The following is a 24,364-nucleotide window of genomic DNA, read 5'->3' on the forward strand; positions in this document are numbered from 1 at the left end:
TAGACTTAACATACTAACCTAAGGGAGCGTGCTACTATGTCACGTCAACGTCGAACTTTTACACCAGAATTTAAACTTCAATTAGTAAAGCTATATGGAAATGGAAAGTCCCGTGCAGATATCTGTCGAGAATATGAAATAACGCCTTCTGCGTTGGATCGCTGGATTAAGAATCATCAAGAAACTGGGACATTTACTGCTAAAGAAAATCGGACAGAAGAAGAAAATGAGTTAATCAGATTACGTAAAGAAAATCAACGTTTAATGATGGAGAATGACATTTTAAAGCAAGCAGCGCTGATCATGGGACGAAAATAGATGTGATCCGAAATAACACTCACAAATATTCAGTATCAGCAATGTGTAACGTCCTTAACATCGCCAAAAGTACCTACTACTATCACGCCAAGCCGCGTGAACAAGACGCACATGAAAAAGAAGACGTTGAGCTTTCCAACGAAATAGAACGACTCTTTAAAGAAAGCCGTAGTAACTATGGTACTCGTAAACTCAAAGTAGAATTAAAGAAACAGAAGATGGTCGTTTCTAGACGTCGAATCGGTCGAATTATGAAACAATTAGGACTTGTATCAAATTATACGGTGTCACAATACAAGCCGTATAAACAAACCTGTAATGAAGCACCAATCAAAAATGAGTTACAACGTCAGTTTAAACAAGAAGAGCAATTAGCTGTAGTTGTCAGTGATTTAACATACGTCCGTGTTGAAAAAAAATGGCACTATGTATGCTTATTTGTGGACCTTTTCAACCGAGAAATTATAGGTTACAGTGCTGGTCCAAATAAGACAGCAGACCTTGTGTATAAAGCATTAGCGAGTATTAAAGGAAATTTACATAACATCAAGATGTTTCATACAGACCGAGGAAAAGAGTTTGATAATAAACTGATTTCAGAGGCTTTAGAAACATTCAGAATTCAACGATCATTAAGTATGAAGGGCTGCCCCTACGATAACGCTGTGGCCGAAGCGATGTTCAAAGTGTTTAAAACAGAATTCGCAAACGGAGCACACTTCGCTTCTCTTGAACAGCTCGCTCTTGAACTTGATGATTATGTTCATTGGTTTAACAACATTCGAATTCACGGAACACTAGGCTATTTAACGCCAGTGGAATATAAGAAACAGACCTTATAAAAATTGTCCAGTCTAGTGTTGACATTCCATCAAATATATCTTTACTATTAGGTTGGTTAAATGATTCAGTTAAAAATATTGAAAATGTAGTTTGCGAGATGAGGTAAGTAATAAATGCGATGAATATGCCACGTAAGACAAATGTGTTGTATTTTCCTTTTTCATTTTGAAGTTGTTTCATTTTAACTTGTAAATCAATTTCATTTATTTCTATAAAATCTTGAACAAATAATTGAGGGGTACCTAAATCATCTATACTGTCTTCACCATGTTCACGACATTCTTGAATATGTTCTAATATTTGTCGCTTAATATTTTCCCTTTCTTCTAAACTAATATCGTATTGCTTTAATTCCTTTAGTACGTCTGTTAAAAATTGCTTTTCTTTACCTATCAATCTATTCCTCATTTCAGAAGGTCTCCTTTCAAACCGCTTTTTAATAATGTTTGAATATCCGATTGCAATTCTAACCACTCATTAATTTTCTTCTCAAGACGTATTTTACCGTTTTCATTAATTTCATAATAAATTCTAACTTTACCACTGTCTGTTACTTCTTGATAAGTATTAACCCATTCTTGATTTTTTAACTTAGTTAAAATTGGATAAATACTTCCTACTCCTTTCAACTTTAAATTGTGTACTTCTAGCTCTTTCATAATCTCATAACCATAACTTTTCTTTTTTGACAAAATAGATAATACACACATTTCTAAATGCCCTTTAATTAAACTCGTTCTATCCATAGGATAAATTTAACAGAAATATATACTTCATTCAAGTATATATTTCTGTTAAATGCAAAAAAAACAGACAATAAAACAAAAAAATTAACAAACAACAATACCACTCATCAACCGTTTTTAATCTCAACAATTATTTTTATAATATAATAATTACATAATTAATATAACCTTTAACGTTATTATCCTCTTAATTCAAAAACCTTATCTTTATATATTTCAAACCATTGTTGCCATTTATCTTTAGAAAATTCTTTTTCTTCTCCTTCTAAAACGGCAGAAAAAAGATCTAAACAAATATGCCAACCTGCTATATCTTTCGGTGTATGATCAGTTAATTCATGAATGTATTCTTTGAGAAGTAAAAGGGTACCATTATCCTCTTTATGTATTTCAAATCGGACCCGATCTTTATCCCAAGTAAATTCAAGCACTGAGTTTTGTTGACACTCTATAATATCAATATTTATAAATGAACCATCCATCATGTCGAACTTTATTACACCATTTGTTTTAAGGCTTTCAATCTGCAAATTGGACATCCATTTTTTTAACTTACTATTTTCTGTTAAAACCGACCAAACTTCTTCTATTGAATATGAAAAATGACGATCAAATTGTACTACGTATTCATTATCTTGTTTATTTATTACAGCTAACATTATTAATTAACCCCCTTTAAACCCGAATGTATGTTCTATTTTACACGATTTTATAAAAAAAAGAAATATCTATTCCACCCCACTTAGTTTAAGTGGTTTTTGTTATATTCATAATTGATTGACTTATTACATATGAAAGTTCTAATCTGGTTGACCATGCTTTTATTGGATCAGTAATATTATCTTGATTAAGACTATTGACGTATTTTAAACCATCTACTGCAATATACCCGATTTTAAAATCGGTAAATTCTTTTATAATCATCGGCCATTCACCATCAGTCATTCTGCATTTAGAATATTTTATTATGTAATCAGCTGCTTGTTTTGAAATCCCACATGAACCTGCTGTAATATCTACTTGTTTCCCTAATTGTAATGACATAATTTTATTTGATACTGTTTCTGTAGCTTGCCATTCTTCAGGATGTGTCTGAAAAGCTCGATCCGTTCTGCCAATGATTAAGTAATCTACATCTACTATATTCTGAATGAACGTATCGAGCTCAGCTGGATATTCTTTCATCCAAGTTAGCAAACGATCAAAATCACAATAGTGATAGTAATCATGATCATAGTTACTAACAAAATTCAAACAATCCCTACGTGCGTTCCCTACCCCTGATTTTTCTACTATATTTATATGGAAGTTACATTCCTCTAGTTCTTTTACAATTTCTTTAGGTGTTACATTACTAATTGTTATATATTTTTTATGATAATTTAAATGTATTAATTTCTCTTTTAGCTCTTTTATTGTAGATAATAAGCTCCCTGTTGGATCATGAGTAATGCATGTTAATGCCACTTGTTTTATAGGTTGCATATTATATTCGTCCCCTTTGCAAAATAAAAAGCAGAAAGAATACTTTCTGCGATTTTTATAATAAAATAGTATAAACAAATAAACTCCACTACAATTCATAATTTTATATTATAAGCACGTAATTTACTTTAATGATTTACCGCTTAATCGCATCAACAATTAACGATGGAAAACCAAGTTTATCACCTTTATTTCTAGAATCATACCTTTTCGAGCGGAAAATAACACCGTCGTTTGCATCCCATTCATTGTAATAAAACTGACCATTTTCATCACAATATTCAAGCAAAACTACCTCAAATCCAGCAGTTTCAAACATTTTCGTTAATGTTTTATAATTATGAACGATTTTATGACTTGCTGCTGGGTGATCTTTTGGGCCAGGTCCACCTATTTGAACTACATTTTGGTACGCCTCATCTCGAAAAAATGCATCAGGAACGCCGCACCGAATATGCCCCTCTTGCTTTAAAAATTCATAGCAAATTTCAGCAGCTCATACACCTTCTTCAAACGTAAGGTGTTCCCATACATGCTCAGCTAAGATAGCTGAAATAGAATTGTATTCAAATCTTTCTTCCCACGTAGCTTTATCTAGTAAATTAAGTTCATTTTCTTGCGTTTGTATCCATCCAGGATTATTATTAAACACCCCTGCTCCGACTACTACTTTAATTTCGTCTTGTTTTATTGCCATCACCTTCACTTCGTAAACATTTTAATTATTAATATATTCTATGTTTACTATTATTCTACCTTCTAAAATAAATTAAGAAAAAATGGTGATTGCTTTAACAAAAATGAGTTATGGAAACAATTCATGATGCACAATTATTTTTGTACTCTATTCTTCAAACGAATAAGCTGTACTATCTACTTTTATATTTTTCTAAATTTGCGAACTAAAGTGAACACTATACCTGCAAAAACCATCCATAAGCCCATTGTTGTACTATTAGTTGTACTGCCCCCCGTGTTTGGAAGCTCTTTATATGTAGATTCTTTTTTATCGGAATTACTGTTGTTTTGGATATTACCGTTATTACTGTTATTAGTACTACCTTTAGCTTTGCTAGCGTCTGTATCCTTCACTAATACTTTTTGTATTGCATGTACCTTATTACCTACAGAATCTGTGACACTATATATTATTTCAAAAGTACCAGCTTTAGTGGTATCTCCAATATCTTTATATACTACTTTAGAAGTAAGATCACCGTCTTCTTTATCCGTAGCTGATACACCTACCATTGGATTGAATTCATCTCCCTTAGTAATTGTAGTTGTAGAAGGTACTTTTAGTATTGGTATGTCATTCTTAACTTCTTCTCTACCTGTGACTGTTACAGTTTGTTTCGCAATTTCTTCATGGCCTTTAGAATTTGTAACTGTATACGTTACTATGTAAGTACCGACTTTAGAGGTATCTACTTCCCCCTCAACTTTTACTTTAGAAGTAAGATCGCCGTCTTCTTTATCAATAGCTTTTACTTTTGCCATCGGATCGAATGATTCTCCTACAGTAATTGTCGTTGCAATAGGAACTGTTAATGTAGGTTTTAGATCTGATGTTTCTCCATCTCCCTCTACAATTACAGTTCGTGTTACCGTTGCTTTCCCACCTTGAGAATCAACGACAGAGTACTCCACAATGTATTTGCCTGGTTTAGAAGTGTCTACATCACCTTTATGTTCTACTCGATTTGTTAAATCACCATCTTCCTTATCAATAGCTTTTATATTGCTCATTGGGTCAAACTTATCACCGACACGTAGTGTAATTGTTGGCGGTACTGTTAGCTCTGGGACTTGGTTTGCCTCAGTTTTTTCGTTTTCTTTCACTGTTCCTTTAATTTTTGCTGCATCAAAAGCTTTTTGGACCGTTTCAACCTCAATGGAATTTGCCCCATATTTATTTGTTGCAACTTTAAGACACGCTAATCTTAATTCAGAGAAATTAGAAGTCATATTCAATTCATCAGTATTTGCATAATAGAAAATATCAAACATTTTATCTTCACCAATACCATTTACAGTTACACCGTTATGAGTGCCACCTTGTGCAATTAAATACGCGACTTTATTAATAATACTTGAGTTGAAATGAACGCCCTCATTATCCTCTCCGTTTAAATCACTGTATTTGCTATAATCATCTGGATACGGTACTCCATTAAAGAATTTGACTGAAGATGGATTTTTCATATTACGGAGAACTGATCCACTTTGTTCTCCTATTGTCCAATTAAATTCCCCATTATTTATATATTTCTCAATAGCCGTTCCCATAATATCAGATAACGCCTCGTTAATTGCTCCAGATTCTCCAAAAAATTCAAGATTAGATTCACTAGATGTAACCGCATGTGTAAATTCATGACCCGCTATGTCAAACGATCTAACCATTGGATCACCATATATAAGCATACTAACATTGTTAATATTAGCGCTAAATGCATTCCCCCAATTTTTAGGATCATTTGTTTCTCCAGAATCCCATGCATGTACAACTGAAACTACTTTTTTCCCTTTATTATCAAAACTATTACGCTTATATTTGTCTTTATAAAAATCATATACGTTTGTCGCTAAGAAATGAGCACTTACCGCTTTTGGGTCATTAAATGTTGTTGATGTGCTAGTTGTTAATATACCAGGATAATATTTTTCTTCAAAAGTAATATCTCTATAATTTACATCATACGTCTCAATTCCTTGCCCTCTTGTATAATCAGCAAGCGCATATTTCCCGTTACTTTGTTCAGAAATACCGAATGTACGAGTTATTCCTAAATCATCTTTTCCAGTCCCGGTTAATGATTTAAAATTACTTTTTTTACTCTCCTGAATAGCTTCAACACGCTCTTCATTCACTTTTAAATCTGACTCTTGCACCATATTTTTCAACATATCACCACTATGAGCATCCACTAAATAAGTTCCAGATACATAGTTTGGTGTGGCAGCTGCAAATGTAACTTGATATGCATTTGTAGCTTGCCCACGATTTTCATCAACAAAAATAACTTCCTTAACTTCTGCCTCAGAAATAAATTGAATATCATTTCCGTACTTCGTATAAATATATTGTTTTGCTTCTTCTTTTGATAAATTAATAGGATTCTTTAAATCTTCTTTTTCTAAGTTTTGTGCACTTTCCCCTGAAACACTTTTAATAATACCCTTTTTATCTACATGAGCAGTCAATTGGTGTCCGTATACTTCTTTACCTTCATATATTTGTTGCATACGAACAAGTGTAGTCCCATCATAAGAACCACGTTTTTGAACAACTTCGTAATCTACCCCTTTGTCTCCACTCACTTGTTTTGGTGACAAAGCATGTTCCGTCTTTTCCTTAAGTGCATCTTTCACTACGTTCTCTGGCGTTTTTTGTGATGGTTTTGTAAGTTCACCTGTACGGAACGAATCCTCTTGAATATCAACTTGCATTTGATCCGTTTCCTCCGCATAACCTATCTCGTATGGTACTATGCTTGTTAAAGCTAATCCTGTTGTTAATGCAACTATAGCTATTTCTTTTTTATTTTTCATGTTATTTCCCTCTTATGATTTCCTAAAATATGAAATTACTAAAATTTATACAATCTATTTCTAATGTAAAAAGATGACTTCTGTAATCAACAAAAGTCACCTCTTCAATATGTAATATCCCTAATATATTTTTAATGCATAATTTCTATATAAAACAGAAAAAGCATTCATTAACGAGCATTTTGCATTACTTTTATTAGGTCATTTATATTTTCAACTTTCTGCTGAAACTGATCAAATCTACTATGTAACAATGAAGGATTCTTATCTTCAGTTGAAATAACTTTTTTTAACTCCAGTTCTAATATATCATATGTATCAAAGAAATTATCAAATTCTACACTTACAAGCTCTTCATTTTCACGATAAAATCTTTTTGTTTCTATATAAGTCATGTATGATTTATTTAAAAAACCTAATGAAATTAAATATTTAGAAGTGTTTTCTTGATAAATAGCAATATCACATGCTATTTTCATATCAGAATAAGTCTTTTGAACGAAACAATGCAATTCAAAAATCTTAAACTTTAATCCATTATTCATTTCATCCCCTCCCATCCTATCTATTCTACATAAAAAAAGAATATTATACAAAGTAAAATATCAATATAGTACAAAAATAAAAAGCGAAAGAATAAATTCTCCCGCTTATTATATCAATACATACATTTCATATTGTGCTAAAGGATTCTTTTCAAATCCGGTTTTCTTTAAAAATCCTTCTAGTAAATTGTTATTTGGAAATCCAATTGATAAACTTTCTAAATTCAACTCATCTCTTGCTACTTGTAATAATTTTGATCCAATACTACGATTTCTATAATCTTTGTCTACGAAAAGAAAACTAATTTTACCTTGTTCATTCATACATATAGCACCTTTTAAATCATTATTGACATATGCACCGTAAAATGTATGATTTGTTTTTTCGATATAATCCATATCATTTTGCCAGTTTATATGGAAGTGTAACCATTTTTGAATTTCAACTTTAAAAGCTGCAAATTCTAATTGTTTTACTTCAATTCCTTTACATTCTTTTAGCATTATTTTAGTCATATCTTTTAAATTATAATAAGATAGATCGTACACTTTTTCATAGCCTAATTTATTATAAAAACGAATCGCTCGGTCATTACCTACAATGACTTCAAGAAAAAGTTGCTTACACCCGTTTTGAATCGCTTCATCTTTATGCAGTTCAAATAACTTTTGACTCACACCAATACCGCGATACCTAGGGTGAATAGCTAATGTTCCACAACGCATTGTTTTTATACTTTCATAAATCTTAATACCACCAAGTATTACACCAACTGGTTTGTCACCATCTAAAGAAAGAAACGAGTGTTCTAACGAATTCCCTTCTGCTCCAAAAAATCTTTTTATAAAATCTTCTTTTGAAACTTCCATCTTAATAATATAATCTGAAAACCCATCCTTAAAAGCCTCATACACTAAATCTATATTTACTTCACTGCATCTTTTATATTGAATCATATAAAATTATCCCCCACTTACTCGTGTTAAACTTAACATACAAATACATAAAATGTACTAGCTCCACTCTACCCATCATTCTTTAATTTTTAATCCTACCATTTAATTTGAAATAAACGGGCACTTCCCTACATATCTGTCACTATTAATTTGTTTTATAACAAATGGTGCAATATCACTATTTTGAATTTTGATTCCTGGCATATCTACTAAACTCTCGTTTATACGTCCAATACCATTTCCCTCTATAACAAATGGTAATCTAACAATTGTCCAATCTACTTCACTACTTTGGATAATTTGTAATTCTTTATATTTATCTTGCATCATTTTTGATAAAAAAACTTTAAATAAGGTAGCTCCTATTTTATTTACAATTCCCTTTTGATCTCCTGTAACATTTAAAGAGCCTCCGGAAATTACAATATATCTTTTTATTTTAAACTCCTTCATTGCTTCTAAAATATGCTTCGTTACTGTACTAAAAATGTAATATTCATTTTTCGGTTGACCTACTGCATTAATTACAGCTCCACACCCTTTAAGTAATTTGCGTATTGAAGCAAAATCACGTGCATCTCCACTAATGATCTCTATATTTTCATTTGTTATTTTGATATTATTAGAATTTCTTGTTAATATTTTTACTTGATACCCCTTATCTAGCGCTTCTTTTACAAGGAATTTCCCCGCTTTTCCGTTTGCACCCAAAATAGCTATTTTATTTGTACTTTCCAATATTAAGCCCCTCTTACTATCTATGATTTACTACATTAATCTCATATACACGTAAAAAAGCAATTAAATGCTCACACGCTCGTTCACATGCTAACATTTTAAATATTTTTTGTTCCTCTTTCGTTTTATCATTTGCTTGATCTGAAGCAGCTTTTAAACATAAAAAAGGCTTCTTATTGATTTGACATACATAAGCAAAAGCTGCGACCTCTTGATCAACCGCCAATGCTCCATATACAGTATACAGTAAATATCTCATTTCTGAACTACGGATACGTTGATCTCCAGATAAAAATGTACCGAAATGAATCGGATCATAAGATCGTATTTTTTTTATTCTTCTTACAAGCGATTTTGTTGTTTCAATAGGTGCTGTTCTACCATTATATAAGTTAAAAACATCTTCACCCGAACCAGCAGCAGTGACATCGTGTTGTATGGCGTTCAATGCCACTACAATATGACCATTTTTCACCTTATTTGATAAACTCCCGCATATCCCTGTCATAAACAACTCATCCGGCTGAAACTCACTAATTAATAATTGTACACAACTAGCACAACTTACCTTCCCAACACCAGTTATAACTGAAATAATTTCCAGATCATTTATAGTATGAAAATGAAATTCCCAAGCGGCTCTTTTTTCAATGCGTTCACTTGGATAAGATTGATGCAAATACGTAAGTTCAGGTTCCCAAGCCGCTACAATTGCAATACGTTTCATTACAAACTTCACTTCCCTCACTGTCATTTAAATAATTTATCTATGCTTTCTCTTTTATAATCTGGAATCCACTCTTTATATTTCTCATATAAATTTCGTATTGTTTCTTTATTCTTCGAAATTACTTCACTTCCTCTATCATCATACATAAACATGATAATATCTTTTGTTGCATTTATGAGAAATACATCTGGATAAGAAATTTCTTTTTTTGCGTCCTAAACGAGGATAAAGACCTGGTAAATCTTCATGATTCGCTGCTTTAATAAGTCGTTTATACTTTATATCACCAGCGAAATATTTTAATGAAAATTGATATGTACAATACAAGTCAATTTCTTCATCTTCAAATAAAGTGAAACTTTAATCAGTGGGGGTTTTCTTCATCCCCCACTGATTATTAGTTGAACCAATCGGGCTTTTATGGGCAGTTGATCCCCCACCTAACTTCTTTGCTTTCGCTTAATTTTGAGGTGGGGGTCTTACTGCCCATTAAAGCGGGATAAAAAAGTATTGTTTCTTGTCTTGTTTGATACTTTAAATCTCTTTTTGAATAAATCGACTATATATTTATTTTCTGTGGATTTTTTACATTTCCCTTTTTAAGTCAATAAACATTTGCTATTAAAAATACTTTATCTTCTTTTGAAAATATATCTTCAAATAAGTGTTTATTATATGTATGGTACTAATGTAACCCCAGTAAATATTTCATTCATATATTCTTTTAACTATATTTTATATTCTTTCTACTCTACAATTTCTTTTAACTGCCAATATGCATCTTCTAGCCAAGGGTGTAAAACTTTCAACGTGTCTTTTCTATCCCACAAATATGAAATATATGCAAAAGCCGCATGTTCTAAAGATTTTTCTAACCCCTTTTTTACTTCTACTAAGTATGGTGGTGTCCCATTTTGATCCCATTCTATTTTATCAGCAACAAATAACACTAAATCCATCTTCGTTGCATGTTTAAGCAGTGTGGTATGGCAACAAATTGCATTTAAAGTCTCTTCATCATGCACTTTAAATATCTCTTTTGCGATTACTCTCGAAAGTTTTTGATGAATAATCATTGGGAATTTTCGTTCTTCTTCTAATATCTCTATTCCAAATTCTTCAGCAACTAAAATCCGTACTTCATTTGGAAAAATTGCACTAATATCATGTAAATATCCCGCAATCGCTGCTTTTTCTTCATCTTCATAAAACATTTTTGCAATTTTCCTCGCCTCATTTGCTACACGAATTGAATGTTTATATGTAGGCTTCTGATTGTATTTTAATAAAAAATCTTTAATATCATTTTCTATTTTTCCAGTTGGAGAAAATGAATATATCTCCTTATATAACATAGTAAATCCTCCTTAAAACTAACTTTCAATATAATATATAATCTTAATATCCTTGTGTTTTGTATTCGTTATAAATGTTGTAATCCCTTTTTTAATACGTTACATGAAATTTTATACAGAATCATCGCTACAAGTACTTAAATGTTTGATATTATAGTAATGTTAATGATTTGTAAGGAAAGGAACTACATAATGAATAAAAATATATTAATTATTGATGATGATAAAGAAATTGTTGAATTACTTGCTGTTTATTTGCGAAATGAAGGCTATAACATTTATAAAGCATATGATGGCGATGAAGCATTACAAATGATTTCTACATATGAAGTTGATCTTATGATTTTGGATATTATGATGCCAAAACGAAATGGATTAGAAGTTTGCCAAGAAGTTCGTGAAAATAATACTGTACCTATTCTTATGCTGAGTGCAAAAGCAGAAGATATGGATAAAATATTAGGTCTTATGACAGGCGCTGATGATTATATGATTAAACCATTTAATCCATTAGAATTAGTAGCTAGAGTGAAAGCTTTGCTACGACGATCATCCTTCCAAAATGCCACTTCCCAAAAGAATGAAGATGGTATGATTCGCATTCGTTCTGCTGAAATACACAAACATAATCATACTGTAAAAGTAAATGGAGAATATATTAAACTTACATCTATTGAATTTGATATTTTATATTTACTTGCGAGTAATACAGGACGAGTATTTAGTTCCGAAGAAATTTTTGAACGTGTTTGGAATGAAGATGGTTATGGTTCAAATAAAACTGTAATGGTCCACATTAGTAATTTACGGGACAAACTTGAAACAGGAATGAATGGAGAAAAATTTATTCATACTGTTTGGGGAGTGGGCTATAAAATTGAGAAATGAAGCATTTGATATATTAAAGGATATCCCAAAGTGGAAGTTAATTTTTTGGTTCATGTTAGCTATCACACTTACCCCTATTACTGAATTAATTATATATCGCCTCGTTACGAGTGTAATTGAGAGTTCGCTTACGTTAAGCGAACTTGGTAAAGAATTCATTAGAATTTTTGGTTATGAAAAATATAAAGGAATAAAAGAATCTCTATGGATGATGATTGTCTCTTATTTATTTTTATTTTCTATTTTCTCATCCTACCTATACATTTTTTATCGTCATGAAAGAAAGCTTTACTATGAAACTTGCATTAAAAAAATGATAGAAGAGATTCGCTATATTGCAAATGGAAACTTCAATCATAAAGTTTCTATCGTAAACCATAATTATCTAGAAGAGTTAGCAAGCGGGGTTAATCAAATTGTTGAACAATTGAAAGTCTCGATTGATGAAGAAAGACAGGCAGAACAAGCAAAAAGCGAACTTATTACAAATGTATCGCATGATTTACGTACTCCACTTACCTCTATAGTTGGATACGTGAATTTAATCCACCATGATAATTATAGAGATGAAGTGGAATTACGGCATTATATACAAGTCATTTACGATAAAGTAACTCGTCTTAATGCATTAATGAATGATTTGTTTGAATATACACGTGTTCAAAATAAAGAATTAAGTTTATATTCTGTCCCTATTGATATTGTAGAACTTCTTGGACAATTAACCGTTCAATTTCGAATACAGCTTCAAGAGGCTAATATTGATTGTCGCCCCTTTTTTCCATCAAAGAAGCTAATGGTATTAGCTGATGGCGACAAATTAGTACGCGTATTTGAAAATCTAATTATTAATGCTATCGCTTACGGTAACGATGGTGATTATATTGATATTACTGCTTATGAAAGTAATAATATGATCGCAATCGATATAACCAATTACGGCCAACCTATTCCAAGTACCGATTTACCTCATATTTTTGAACGTTTTTATCGCGTTGAGAAATCGCGCTCTACAAACACTGGTGGATCTGGACTCGGATTGGCAATTGCAAAAAGTATTGTCGAATTGCATAAAGGAACAATTGAAGTGTATAGTGATGACAAAAAAACAACATTCACTGTAAAACTGCAACCATACAAATGTTAATACAGCTTAATTTCAGGTCCAATTTCTTACAATATAAGAAATTGGACCTTTCATTTTCCATTAACATCCAAAATTTAATAATCCTTTATAATTCTTTAGAAATTCTTTACCTTTTCTTTCTTCCTAATTAAGCATTCCTTTTTACAATATTATTATCGATGTCATAATAGGAGGATCGCTTATGCAATTCTTAAAAAAATTCACAATTTTATTATTATCTTTTGTTATTACTGCACTTATCGTTTTATATTTTTATCTTTATGTAAATGGTCCAATTATTCAAGCTAAATCAGCTATTTTAATAGATGCCAATTCAGGTGAAGTTGTTTATAAAAAAAATGAAGAAACTCCTATACAATCAGCTACTTTATCTAAATTAATGACTGAATATATCACACTGGAACAACTAAATGAAGGAAATATACAGTTAGATGAAGTAGTAAAAATAAGTAACGAAGTTTTCCGAGCAGAAACGAGTCCTATACAAGTAACTTCGAAAGATAAAACGACGGTTCGTGATTTACTTCATGCACTGTTATTGACAGGAAATAATCGTTCCGCACTTGCCCTTGCAGAACATATCGCTGGAAACGAAGATAAATTCACACAGTTAATGAATGAAAAAGCAAAACGCCTAAAGTTATCACAATCATCTCCGTTTCTAAACGCTACTGGAATGAATAACGATACAAATAAACTTTCAACTACAACAGCAATTGAAGTTGCTAAACTAGCAACACAATTAGTAACAGACTTTCCAGATGTACTGAACGTTACAAAACTAACCTCTTACCAGTTCACCTTCAAAGATACGAAAGTTTTCAACACCAATAAAATGATTTATTCCCTTAATAAAAACATTAAACACCAAGGTGTTGATGGCTTACAAACTAGTTTTTCAACTAATGGTAATTATAGTTTTGTCAGTACAGCAAAACGAGGAGATACTAGACTTATTTCAGTAATATTAGACACCGATAATGAAAACAGCACTTTTATTGAAACTAAAAAATTACTACAGTACGGCTTTGATCCCTCCTCGTACTCTGCACTCCAAGCATTTAAAGATGCTGTTACATCTTGGGCAGTTTTGCTTCAGTTTAAAAATTTGATTATACAAACATTGTTAATTTTCTTCATTATAACAATTTTAATGTTCTTACATATACGTCAGAAAAAATCCGAGGATTTCAATTAGGAAATCTTCTTATATATAAAAAACGGCTTACATTTACAGTGCAAGCCGTTTTCTAAATCTATAGTCCTCTTCCAATTAAATTCGCTGAAACAGGCTGAAAGTTTAACTCTCTCGCCCATATAGATAGCTGGCCAATATGGTGAATTTCATGCACAATTACATGTCTCAAAACTTCACCATATGTATATGTTTTATCTGTCCACGAAGCTTTTAATATTTTACATTCTAAGTTAGCTGACCATACTTGTAAAAATCCTTCTAATTCTCGTTTATACAAATCAGATAACACTTTCACTTTCTGGATTGATTGATAATCTTGAAACTGCGGTTCACTATCTTCTTTTCCTTGAAGCGCATTAATCCAGCTGTACTCAACATCAACAATATGAAATAATGTTTCTAAAATACTTCCAACACCACCAACTCGCTTGCGGAGTAATTCTTCCTCTGAAAGCTGTTCACACCACTTAAACCAATCATCCCTTACTTGCCAATTGTATTGAAATAAAGTGTACACGTTTATCTCTCCCCTACCTCAATTATCCACTTAATAGCATCTATAATATAATGTGGCTCATCTTTTTGAATATAGTGACCGCTTTGTTCTGCAATTACAAACTTATTATTGCTTGATAATCGTAATAATTCTTCTTGCAATTGTAACCATTTCATTTGTGCTTCTTGCAAATAAAAGGCTTTTTTACCAGCAGCTAACACGATAAGTGGAATATTTCTCATTGACTGACAATGTTTATCTGCTTCAACTAGACTAAACATAAACTCTTCATAAGAACTTTCATGTACAAATTGTTTATAGTAAGCTTCTTGAAATTCAGGAGACATGATCGGCAAAAAAGCTTCTTTATAATTTTCTGGTGTCGAATCAACTAAAACTACTCCCATCATATTCTCGGGATAAAAAGTCGTAAATAAACGTGCATTTATACCGCCAAAAGAATGTCCTATGAAAATATAAGGCGGTTTCAGTTGCAATTGCGCTAAGCAACTTCTTAATTCTTTTATCATTTCAGAACTAATACGTCGTTTGGAACTATTCCCACTTTTCCCCAATCCAGTTCGATCATATGTAAGTACCGTCCCATATTCAGTCAGCCCTTCTGCAATATGATCCCATGCCTTTGAATAATCGCCATAACCTGCCTCCATTATAATAACAGGTTGCAACTTCTTTCCTTGGAATACTTTTGAATACATTTTAAATCATCAACTTGTATATATTCCTCTATACATTTAACCATTGACGATTACTTCTCTCTGATTCAGTTCCTCGTCAATTTGATTAATTATTTCCTCCACAGATAAAGATCCATCCAAAACAATATCTGAATTTGGCTTTACAGTATGAAGCGCCTCTAAATAAGCTTTTCTCGCATATGTTATATAATGCTTTAAATCATTATGTATTTCACTCATTGTATCCTCTTTAAAATCTCGCAAAATTCTTCTAGCCATCGCAATATCTAAAGGCGTATCAATAAATATAGTTAAATCAATGAATTGTCGCATTTCACTATTTAAGTATGCAAAAGGATAATCTACAATAATATAATCTACATTACTATCTCGTATAAGATGCTGAATATCCTTAATTAATGGTGTGAGTACCCATTCATCATAATTCGCTCCTTCATCAATCCATTTACAAATATCAGCAGGACAGTTATGAAAGTTATAGCTATCAAAATATAGTGCTTTTGAATTTGTTAGCTTTTGAGTTAATCTTTCTGTAATAGTAGTTTTACCTCCTCCTGAAACAGCTGCAATTGAAATCACTTTAGTATCTTTATTCATAACTTCCCACCATACCCCTTTTAATTAACATAACATAATTATAGGAAACAATTATTTTTTAGCTCTCCATTCATATTCTAACATACTCATTTCCCATAAGTTCCAATACGTTTCCCCTACTTTTTTTGATTCTCTTAATAAACCTTCTTTAACAAATCCTATTTTTTCATAGCATGATATAGCTGACGTATTAAAATCAAAAACACCAAGAGTTACTCTATGTAGTTTTAATTCTTCAAATGCAATATGAAGTACTGCTTTCATCATATGTTTCCCTATAGAACGTCCTCGCATTTTCGTATCACCAACTAGTACTTTTCCAATTCTTGCAGATCTATTTATATTATCAATTTGTCCAAGTGAAATATGACCAATTACTTCTTGAGTCTCTTCATCTATTACTTTGAATGCGAGTGTATTTTCACTTTCTATATATTTTTCTAATTGTTCTTCATTTAGGGGATATGTAAATGCATTTCCTGACCACTGTATTAAAAATTCTTCGGAATCAATCCAGTTTATTAATCGTTTGAAATCGGATCGTTTAAAGGGTTCTAATTTAATCAACTTCATTCTCCTTTCATACACCATTCTATATATCCTCAAACTTATTTCTATATATAGAATATATTCTCCTTTTATACGAAATGAAAATAAAGCCATTCATAAGAATGGCTTTACAAAAAACATAGCTCAATTATGCCATGTTTCTTATGTTAACAATGGTTCAATCGCTTCAATTTTACAAACTGAAATAATTACTGTAACTACCCCAGCACTATTAGCAAGCTTTACAACATCACAAGTGACTGAAGAAACAGTTCCTGCATAATTATTACTTCCTGTTGTAATACGCACTGATCTGTTTACTAACTTTCTCAGCTCATCTCTAATTCCTTGTACACAGCAACAATCGCATGCCTTATTTTGCTCTTCATGTTCTTTTTTACACTCTTCAAAAACATCCCAACAATCATCCTGTTTACATGAACACTTTTTACATGAACACTTTTTTCTAGAATTACAACGAGATCCCAAAATCTCACCCCCTAGTCATTTCTATTAATATAGTATGTCCACTAGCTTCAAAGTGTACGAGGCAAAAACATAGAAAAGAAAAAACAAACACATGTACTAAACTATCCTGTATACATAAAAACTGACCTCTAACAATTAGAGGTCAGTTCACATTATACATGCTTTAATTTTATAATTTACTAGACTGCAATCCCTGAATAAATGGCACTACTTCAGGGTTTACAAGTGATGATAAATCACCTAATTCTTTCCCTAAATAAGCAGCTTTAATGACACGTCGCATTACTTTAGAATTACGCGTTTTCGGTAAATCTTCTACAACGTGAATATCTTTTGGACATAATGCTTTTCCAATATGAGAGTTTACTAAACTCATTAATTCTTTCCTTAATTCTCCTGTGAATGTTACATGATCTCTTAATACTACAAAACAATGACAAACTTCACCTTTTACATCATCTGGTACACCAATCGCGGCAGCTTCTATGACATCATTATGCTTCACAAGAATAGATTCATATTCAGCAGGTCCAATACGTTTTCCAGCAATGTTTAACGTATCATCTGAGCGCCCTGTAATAATATATTGTTCACCATCATAAATCACCCAGTCACCATGAACCCATTTATTTTCAAAACGTGACCAATATGTATTCACATATCGCTCATCGTCTTCCCAGAAACTCTTCGTCATACCAACCCAAGGTTTCTCTAAACATAATTCCCCAACTTCATCACGAATTGGATTACCTTGATCATCGAGTACAACCGCTGCCATTCCTGGTAAAGATGCATTGAAACTAATCGGTGCAATTGGTTTAATTAGAACGTTCCCGAAAATTCCACCTGAAATTTCAGTGCCACCTGAATAGTTACAAATTGGTACATTATTTTTTCCAACCGTTTCAAATAGCCACATCCAAGGGTCTGGATTCCAAGGTTCACCTGTTGAGGCGAATACTTCTAAACTCTTAAGCGAATGTTTATTTACATACTCATCACCTTTTGCCATTAACGCACGAATTAATGTTGGTGATATACCGAGATGTGTAATTTCATATTTATCAACTGTCTCCCATAAACGATCTGCCTCCGGGAAATCAGGAACACCTTCGTACATAACCATCGTTGCCCCATTAATAAGAGAACCGAATAGTAAAAATGGTCCCATCATCCAGCCCATATCAGTTACCCATAATACTCGGTCACCCTGTTTGATATTCATTCCAAATCCTGCATCAAAAGCTGCTTTTAAAGGAAAGCCAGCATGAGTGTGTACTGTCCCTTTCGGTTTTCCAGTTGTACCTGATGTATAAATGAGCATTAATGGATCATCACTATTCATCTCTTCAGCATGTGTAAATGGTTTTTCTTTTTCTAACGCACTCCATGAGAAATCATAATTATGCGGTGTAAATTCATTTCCCGCATGACGAACAATAACAACTTTTTCAACAGTTGGGCAATGTTCACAAGCTTTATCTACTTCATCTTTTAATGAAACAACTTTACCTCGGCGTGAAAAACCATCTGCAGTAATAATCATCTTTGATCCTGCTGCTTGCACGCGTGTCATGACTGCATCAGACGCAAATCCTGAGAATATTGGTGAAATAATTGCTCCGATTTTCATTACAGCTAGCATCGCAACAACTGTTTCTGGAATCATCGGCATATAAATTGTTACACGGTCACCTTTTTCAATACCCGCATGTTTCAAACCGTTTGCAACACGACTTACCCAGCTGTCAAGTTCTTCATATGTAAATGACTTTGAAGTTCCATTTTCCCCCTCATACTGAAGTGCTGGTTGTGTTCTTGTTTCATCATCTGCAAGCCAGCGTGATAAAACTGATTCTACAACGTTACATGTTCCGCCATTATACCACTGTGCAAACGGCGTTCCATTTTTTAAATCTAGCACTTCTGTATAAGGTTTCATCCATTGATAGCCAACCGCTTTCTCAGCTTCTCCCCAAAACCAAGCTGTTTCTTCAATAGATTTATTATAAAACGTTTCATAATCTTCATAGCCCAATGATTTCATCCAACCATACAAACGCGTTTTTTCTTTATACTCTTCTGTTGGAAACCAAACTGCTTGTTTCAATGTTTTCCCCTCCTTGACTTTTTGAGCAAGAAAGCCCTAAATAGGGCTTTTAAACTGGATAAACCGGATGTTTACGATCCGTAAATACTTGATATTTACTCATATACATTTCGAATCGTCCTTTTAACTCTTCTCTTAAATTGTTTGGATGAACAATACCATCAATGACCATCTCTGATGCTAAATGGTAAATATCAATATCCTTCTTATACTCTTCTCGTTTTTCAGCAATGAAGCTATCACGCTCTTCTTCTGGTAAAGCTGCAATCTTATTTGCATATACAGCATTGACCGCGGCTTCTGGACCCATTACCGCAATAGAAGCTGTCGGTAATGCTAGGCAGCAATCTGGTTCAAAGGCTGGACCCGCCATCGCATATAAACCAGCACCATATGCTTTACGAACAACGATAGAAATTTTCGGCACTGTTGCTTCACTCATTGCAGAAATCATTTTTGCGCCGTGGCGAATAATACCAGCACGCTCTACTTTTGTACCAATCATAAATCCAGGTACATCTGCAAGGAATAATAATGGAATATGATATGCATCGCATAAATTAATAAACTTCGCTGCTTTATCAGCTGAATCGTGGAATAATACGCCGCCTTTCATACGCGGTTGATTTGCAATAATACCAACTGGCTTACCATCAATACGTGCTAAACCTGTAATAAGTTCTTGAGCAAATAATTTTTTCACTTCATAGAAAGAACCTTCGTCAATAACTCTATTAATGAGATCTTTCATATTGAAAGGAGCATTTTGATTTTCTGGAATGATTTGTTCTAACGTTTTATCGAATTGTTTCGGTTCTTGAGGTGTAAGCAATGGAGTCTTTTCTAAGTAGTTGTTTGGAAAATATGAAATGTATTGTCTTGCTTGTGTAATTGCATCTTCTTCTGTTTTACATAAAACATCTCCGCATCCTGATACAGAGCAATGCATACGAGCTCCGCCCATTTCTTCTAAAGTTACCTTCTCACCGATAACCATCTCAGCCATACGAGGAGATCCTAAATACATAGAAGCATTTCCTTCTACCATCATAACAACGTCACAAAAGGCTGGAATATATGCGCCACCAGCAGCAGAAGGTCCAAATAATAAGCATACTTGCGGGACTTTACCTGATAATTTCACTTGATTATAGAAGATTCTTCCTGCCCCGCGGCGCCCTGGGAACATTTCAACTTGATCCGTAATACGTGCCCCAGCAGAGTCAACTAAATAAAATAACGGAACACGTAATTTTTCTGCCGTTTCTTGAATACGTAAAATCTTTTCAACTGTACGTGCGCCCCATGAACCAGCCTTTACCGTAGAATCATTTGCCATTACGCATGCAGTACGACCATGTATTTTTCCCGTTGCCGTTATAACACCATCAGCAGGTAATCCTGTTTGTTCACAATTTGCAAATAATGCATCTTCTACATATTCACCATTATCAAATAAAAGAGCTAAGCGATCTCGCACAAATAGTTTACCTTTCGCTTTGTTTTGTTCATGATATTTTGGTGCGCCACCTTGTTTAATCGTTTCAACTCGTTCTTCAAATGTATTTGATTGTTGTTTTTGATCTATCATATTTACTCCCCCTTATACATTGGTGTGCGTTTTTCCTTGAATGCCTGTAATCCTTCTAATCTATCTTTCGTATGGATTACACCTTCATACGCTTGTTTTTCCATTTGTAATCCGGTATGTAAATCAACTTGAATACCGTTTGAAATTGCTTTTTTTGCTAATCGAACGGCAATAGGACCGTTACTCGCAATTTTCTCTGCTATTTCAATCGCTTTCTCTTCAAGTAAATGAGGTGGTACAACAAATTCTACTAGACCATATTCTTTTGCTTCTTGTGCTGAAATACGTCTACCTGTATAAATTAATTCTTTCGCTCTACCAACACCAATTAATCTTGGCAAACGCTGCGTACCACCTGCTCCTGGTATAATTGCAAGTGTAGTTTCAGTAAGCCCAAGACTTGCAGTGTCAGAAGCAAGTCTAAAATCACAAGCTAAACTTAATTCTGTACCACCACCAAGTGCGATTCCATTTATAGCAGCAATAACTGGCTGTGGTAATTGTTCAACCATTTCCATAGTAGTGCGAATCATACTAACAGCATGGCGAACTTGTTCTTCATTCATGCCAGCACGTTCTTTTAAATCAGCACCAGCACAAAACGCTTTTTCACCAGCACCTGTTAGAATAACTACACGAGTATTTGACTCTTCATTTATTTGAGTTAAAATGTTTTGTAACTCTTCTAATAAAGCTAAAGATAATGAGTTTGCTTGTCTTTCACGATCTAAGGAAATCTTTACAACGTGCGGTGTTACATAATCAACTGAAATGTTTTGTAATTGTAGCATCTTCTCACCTACTTATCGTTTTATGTTGAAGCGCTCTATACACATGACTCGGTAATTGGATATTTAATTTACTCTGAATAAATTGACTCGCTCTCAATAACTTCTCTTCATCAATATTCGTTTGGACACCTAACTTATGGAGCATATGAACTAAGTCATCAGTTGCAACATTGCCTGATGCTCCTGGTGCATATGGACAGCCGCCAAGACCACCACAAGAACTATCAAATGTTGTAATACCATATTCTAAAGACTTTACTACATTCGCAAGAGCCATTCCGTACGTATTATGGAAGTGCATTGCAAACTGCGAAGCATCATATTTCTTTAATAAATGCTCTAACACTCGCTCTACTTGTAACGGATTCGCTACTCCAATTGTGTCACCAAGAGACACTTCATAAATGCCGTATGAAAATAGTTGATCACATAATTCGTCAACTGCTATGACGCTTATATCCCCTTCATAAGGACATCCAAATACAGTAGACACATAGCCTCTTACCTTTTTACCTTCAAATAACGCCTGTTTTGTTATATCTTCAATTACAACTAATGCTTCTTTAATTGATTTATTAATATTACTTTTATTATGAGATTCACTTGCTGATAAAAAAACATTCACCTCATCTACATTTTGCAAAAAAGCTCGTTCCAAACCATTTTGATTTGGAACAAGCGCTGCATATGTAACATTTGGGTCCCTTTTCAGCTCTGAAAACACATCATTTGCATCTGCTAATGCAGGGACCCATTTAGGGTGAACGAATGAGGAAACTTCAACGTACGATAATCCCGCCTCTGTAAGTAGTTGAATCCATTTTACTTTATCTTTTGTGCCAACAATCTTTTTTTCATTTTGTAAGCCATCACGTGGCCCGACTTCTTTAATGACAGCAAAATTAGGTAGTTTCAATTCGCTTCCCCCTATATCTCCCTATTCAATTTCTAGTAATACATCTCCTTCATTTACAAAATCGCCTTCTTGCACATTAATTTTCATAACTGTGCCAGCTTCTTCTGAAGCGATTGGAATTTCCATTTTCATAGATTCCAAAATGACGACATCTTGTTCTTCCTCTACTGTATCCCCTACTCCTACAACAACCTTCCAAACGTTTCCTGCCATCGATGCATATACTTTCGTCATCATTTTTTCCCCCTTAGTATTGTTAAATCTTATTTTTTAACAAGTTGTTTCGTTACAAAACCCGTTGTATAAATACCACTTTTGAACACATCATCTTCCAATACTTGAAGTAGCATTGGCGTGTTTGTTTTAATACCTTCTACTTTTAATTCTTCTAAAGCATCATGTAATTTTGAAATTGCTTCTTCACGAGTCTCACCATGAGCAATGACTTTCGCAATCATTGGATCATAGAAAGGTGTAATCGTTACTTGATTCTCCAAAAAGTGATCAATACGTACGTTTGTTGGAAGCGTTAAATTTGTAATTTTCCCAGGTGATGGGAAGAAAGTTTTCGGATCTTCTGCATAAATACGTGCCTCAATGGCATGACCACTACGTTTTACATCATCTTGTGTAAAAGATAATTTCTCACCACATGCAATTAGAAGTTGTTGTTCTACAAGATCTAAACCTGTAATTTCTTCTGTAACTGGATGCTCTACTTGTAATCTCGTATTCATCTCTAAGAAATAGAAGTTCTTCTGATCATCTACTAGAAACTCAACTGTACCAGCATTTGTATACCCTAGAGCTTTGGCAGCTTGTACAGCAACTTCACCCATCGCTTTTCGTGTACCTTCATCTAAAAATGGTGAAGGTGCTTCTTCAATTACTTTCTGATTTCGGCGCTGTACTGAACATTCACGCTCCCATAAATACACTGTGTTACCATGTGTATCTGCTAAAAGCTGAATTTCAATATGATGTGCATCTGCAATATAGCGCTCTAAATACATTTCTCCGTTACCGAAGAAGTTTTGTGCTCTCGTTTTGTTGCTTTCAAATGCTTTGGTGAGCGTTTGCTCAGTTTCCATCAACTGCATTCCAATGCCTCCGCCGCCTGCGGATGCCTTCAACATTAATGGGTAACCAATTTGTTTAGCAATTTCAATTGCTTCTTCAGCAGTTTCAATATTTGTAGTAATACCCGGAACTACTGGCACATCTGCAGCTTGCATCGCAATACGTGATTCGATTTTACTTCCCATCTTCGTAATGATTTCTTCTGATGGACCGATAAATACGATTCCTTCTTCTTTACAACGAACCGGAAAAGATGGATTCTCAGATAATAATCCATACCCCGGGTGGATTGCTTCAGCATTTGTCTTCTTAGCTATTTCAATAATTTTTTCAAGGTTTAAATAGCTTTCTTGCACACGTGGCCCACCTACTAAGTAAGCTTCATTTGCCATTTTTACATGCAAGGCATTTTCATCTGCCTCAGAATAAATAGCAACAGTGCGAATGCCAAGTTTTTGACAAGTTTTCATAATACGAACTGCGATTTCCCCGCGATTAGCAATTAATATTTTTTGAAACAT

Annotated in this window: 24 protein-coding genes and 3 pseudogenes; 4 read left to right on the forward strand and 23 right to left on the reverse strand. The window is 33.4% G+C overall.

Going from position 1 to position 24,364, the window contains the following annotated elements:
• The first annotated feature begins 36 nt into the window (after positions 1–36).
• Positions 37–1,160 (forward strand): IS3 family transposase gene (locus QCI73_RS14680; protein ID WP_085964333.1). Its coding sequence is split into 2 segments (ribosomal slippage): positions 37–283 and positions 283–1,160, totalling 1,125 coding nucleotides; the frame shifts between segments, so codons are not numbered across the junction.
• On the opposite strand, the gene QCI73_RS14685 is transcribed toward QCI73_RS14680, so the two are convergent.
• From QCI73_RS14685 to yqeK, 12 genes and pseudogenes are all read right to left on the reverse strand, one after another.
• Complete coding sequence (locus QCI73_RS14685; RefSeq protein WP_353823228.1) at positions 1,090–1,569, reverse strand: hypothetical protein; 480 nt, start codon at positions 1,567–1,569, stop codon at positions 1,090–1,092. The genes QCI73_RS14680 and QCI73_RS14685 overlap by 71 nt on opposite strands.
• Positions 1,566–1,907, reverse strand: a complete 342-nt coding sequence (locus tag QCI73_RS14690; protein WP_016087774.1) for a PadR family transcriptional regulator — start codon at positions 1,905–1,907, stop codon at positions 1,566–1,568. Before QCI73_RS14690 ends, QCI73_RS14685 begins: the two co-directional genes overlap by 4 nt.
• Before the next feature lie 179 nt (positions 1,908–2,086).
• The gene (locus QCI73_RS14695) at positions 2,087–2,566 is read right to left on the reverse strand and encodes an SRPBCC family protein (RefSeq protein WP_327924801.1); all 480 of its coding nucleotides are present in this window, start codon (positions 2,564–2,566) and stop codon (positions 2,087–2,089) included.
• 88 nt (positions 2,567–2,654) lie between these two features.
• Complete coding sequence (locus QCI73_RS14700) at positions 2,655–3,392, reverse strand: hypothetical protein (protein WP_327924802.1); 738 nt, start codon at positions 3,390–3,392, stop codon at positions 2,655–2,657.
• Between the two features lie 136 nt (positions 3,393–3,528).
• Positions 3,529–4,089: pseudogene (locus QCI73_RS14705) on the reverse strand (class I SAM-dependent methyltransferase).
• A 182-nt stretch (positions 4,090–4,271) separates the two neighbouring features.
• The gene (locus QCI73_RS14710; RefSeq protein WP_353823229.1) at positions 4,272–6,947 is read right to left on the reverse strand and encodes a M4 family metallopeptidase; all 2,676 of its coding nucleotides are present in this window, start codon (positions 6,945–6,947) and stop codon (positions 4,272–4,274) included.
• 170 nt (positions 6,948–7,117) lie between these two features.
• The gene (locus QCI73_RS14715; RefSeq protein WP_353823230.1) at positions 7,118–7,492 is read right to left on the reverse strand and encodes a hypothetical protein; all 375 of its coding nucleotides are present in this window, start codon (positions 7,490–7,492) and stop codon (positions 7,118–7,120) included.
• A gap of 108 nt (positions 7,493–7,600) precedes the next feature.
• Positions 7,601–8,449 carry a GNAT family N-acetyltransferase gene (locus tag QCI73_RS14720; RefSeq protein ID WP_353823231.1) on the reverse strand — a complete coding sequence of 283 codons (849 nt, stop codon included), beginning with the start codon at positions 8,447–8,449 and terminating at the stop codon, positions 7,601–7,603.
• Positions 8,450–8,551: 102 nt separating this feature from the next.
• Positions 8,552–9,187, reverse strand: coding sequence for an SDR family oxidoreductase (locus QCI73_RS14725; protein ID WP_353823232.1), 636 nt, complete (start codon positions 9,185–9,187; stop codon positions 8,552–8,554).
• Positions 9,188–9,203: 16 nt separating this feature from the next.
• On the reverse strand, positions 9,204–9,941 hold the full coding sequence (locus tag QCI73_RS14730; protein ID WP_353823233.1) for a phosphorylase family protein: 738 nt from the start codon (positions 9,939–9,941) through the stop codon (positions 9,204–9,206).
• Positions 9,938–10,599, reverse strand: a pseudogene (locus QCI73_RS30860) (DUF3885 domain-containing protein); the annotation flags it as partial. The gene QCI73_RS14730 and the pseudogene QCI73_RS30860, both read right to left, overlap by 4 nt.
• 64 nt (positions 10,600–10,663) lie before the next feature.
• The gene (gene yqeK, locus QCI73_RS14740; RefSeq protein ID WP_353823234.1) at positions 10,664–11,272 is read right to left on the reverse strand and encodes a bis(5'-nucleosyl)-tetraphosphatase (symmetrical) YqeK; all 609 of its coding nucleotides are present in this window, start codon (positions 11,270–11,272) and stop codon (positions 10,664–10,666) included.
• Positions 11,273–11,464: 192 nt separating this feature from the next.
• Between yqeK and QCI73_RS14745 the strand changes: the two genes are divergently transcribed.
• The 3 genes from QCI73_RS14745 to QCI73_RS14755 all read left to right on the forward strand — a co-directional run bounded on the left by QCI73_RS14745 (position 11,465) and on the right by QCI73_RS14755 (position 14,505).
• Complete coding sequence (locus QCI73_RS14745; protein ID WP_001038815.1) at positions 11,465–12,160, forward strand: response regulator transcription factor; 696 nt, start codon at positions 11,465–11,467, stop codon at positions 12,158–12,160.
• Positions 12,150–13,307, forward strand: coding sequence for a sensor histidine kinase (locus QCI73_RS14750; protein ID WP_001243288.1), 1,158 nt, complete (start codon positions 12,150–12,152; stop codon positions 13,305–13,307). Before QCI73_RS14745 ends, QCI73_RS14750 begins: the two co-directional genes overlap by 11 nt.
• A gap of 181 nt (positions 13,308–13,488) precedes the next feature.
• The gene (locus QCI73_RS14755) at positions 13,489–14,505 is read left to right on the forward strand and encodes a D-alanyl-D-alanine carboxypeptidase family protein (protein WP_353823235.1); all 1,017 of its coding nucleotides are present in this window, start codon (positions 13,489–13,491) and stop codon (positions 14,503–14,505) included.
• A 58-nt stretch (positions 14,506–14,563) separates the two neighbouring features.
• Here the strand turns inward: QCI73_RS14755 and QCI73_RS14760 are convergent, their stop codons facing one another.
• The 11 genes and pseudogenes from QCI73_RS14760 to QCI73_RS14810 form a co-directional block, all read right to left on the reverse strand.
• The gene (locus QCI73_RS14760) at positions 14,564–15,022 is read right to left on the reverse strand and encodes a DinB family protein (protein ID WP_353823236.1); all 459 of its coding nucleotides are present in this window, start codon (positions 15,020–15,022) and stop codon (positions 14,564–14,566) included.
• A 2-nt stretch (positions 15,023–15,024) separates the two neighbouring features.
• A pseudogene (locus QCI73_RS14765) lies at positions 15,025–15,764 on the reverse strand (alpha/beta hydrolase).
• The gene (locus QCI73_RS14770) at positions 15,757–16,317 is read right to left on the reverse strand and encodes a nucleoside/nucleotide kinase family protein (RefSeq protein WP_353823237.1); all 561 of its coding nucleotides are present in this window, start codon (positions 16,315–16,317) and stop codon (positions 15,757–15,759) included. Before QCI73_RS14770 ends, QCI73_RS14765 begins: the two are co-directional and overlap by 8 nt.
• A gap of 51 nt (positions 16,318–16,368) precedes the next feature.
• Complete coding sequence (locus QCI73_RS14775) at positions 16,369–16,908, reverse strand: GNAT family N-acetyltransferase (protein ID WP_353823238.1); 540 nt, start codon at positions 16,906–16,908, stop codon at positions 16,369–16,371.
• A 120-nt stretch (positions 16,909–17,028) separates the two neighbouring features.
• Positions 17,029–17,355 (reverse strand): exosporium protein ExsK, encoded by a 327-nt coding sequence (exsK, locus tag QCI73_RS14780; RefSeq protein ID WP_353823239.1) that lies wholly within the window; start codon positions 17,353–17,355, stop codon positions 17,029–17,031.
• 169 nt (positions 17,356–17,524) lie between these two features.
• Complete coding sequence (locus QCI73_RS14785; protein WP_353823240.1) at positions 17,525–19,465, reverse strand: AMP-binding protein; 1,941 nt, start codon at positions 19,463–19,465, stop codon at positions 17,525–17,527.
• A gap of 49 nt (positions 19,466–19,514) precedes the next feature.
• Entirely contained in the window at positions 19,515–21,056 is a 1,542-nt protein-coding gene (locus tag QCI73_RS14790) for an acyl-CoA carboxylase subunit beta (protein WP_353823241.1), read from the reverse strand.
• A 2-nt stretch (positions 21,057–21,058) separates the two neighbouring features.
• Positions 21,059–21,847, reverse strand: a complete 789-nt coding sequence (locus QCI73_RS14795) for an enoyl-CoA hydratase (protein ID WP_327924820.1) — start codon at positions 21,845–21,847, stop codon at positions 21,059–21,061.
• A gap of 4 nt (positions 21,848–21,851) precedes the next feature.
• Entirely contained in the window at positions 21,852–22,763 is a 912-nt protein-coding gene (mvaB, locus tag QCI73_RS14800) for a hydroxymethylglutaryl-CoA lyase (RefSeq protein ID WP_000775434.1), read from the reverse strand.
• Between the two features lie 21 nt (positions 22,764–22,784).
• Positions 22,785–23,000: an acetyl-CoA carboxylase biotin carboxyl carrier protein subunit gene (locus tag QCI73_RS14805; RefSeq protein WP_353823242.1), complete on the reverse strand. Its 216-nt coding sequence runs from the start codon at positions 22,998–23,000 to the stop codon at positions 22,785–22,787.
• A 26-nt stretch (positions 23,001–23,026) separates the two neighbouring features.
• A complete protein-coding gene (locus QCI73_RS14810) occupies positions 23,027–24,364 on the reverse strand; it encodes an acetyl-CoA carboxylase biotin carboxylase subunit (RefSeq protein ID WP_000486740.1) in 1,338 nt (445 codons plus the stop codon).

Source organism: Bacillus cereus group sp. MG16 (assembly GCF_040459875.1).
In the GTDB taxonomy this organism is placed as follows: Bacteria; Bacillota; Bacilli; order Bacillales; family Bacillaceae_G; genus Bacillus_A; species Bacillus_A paranthracis.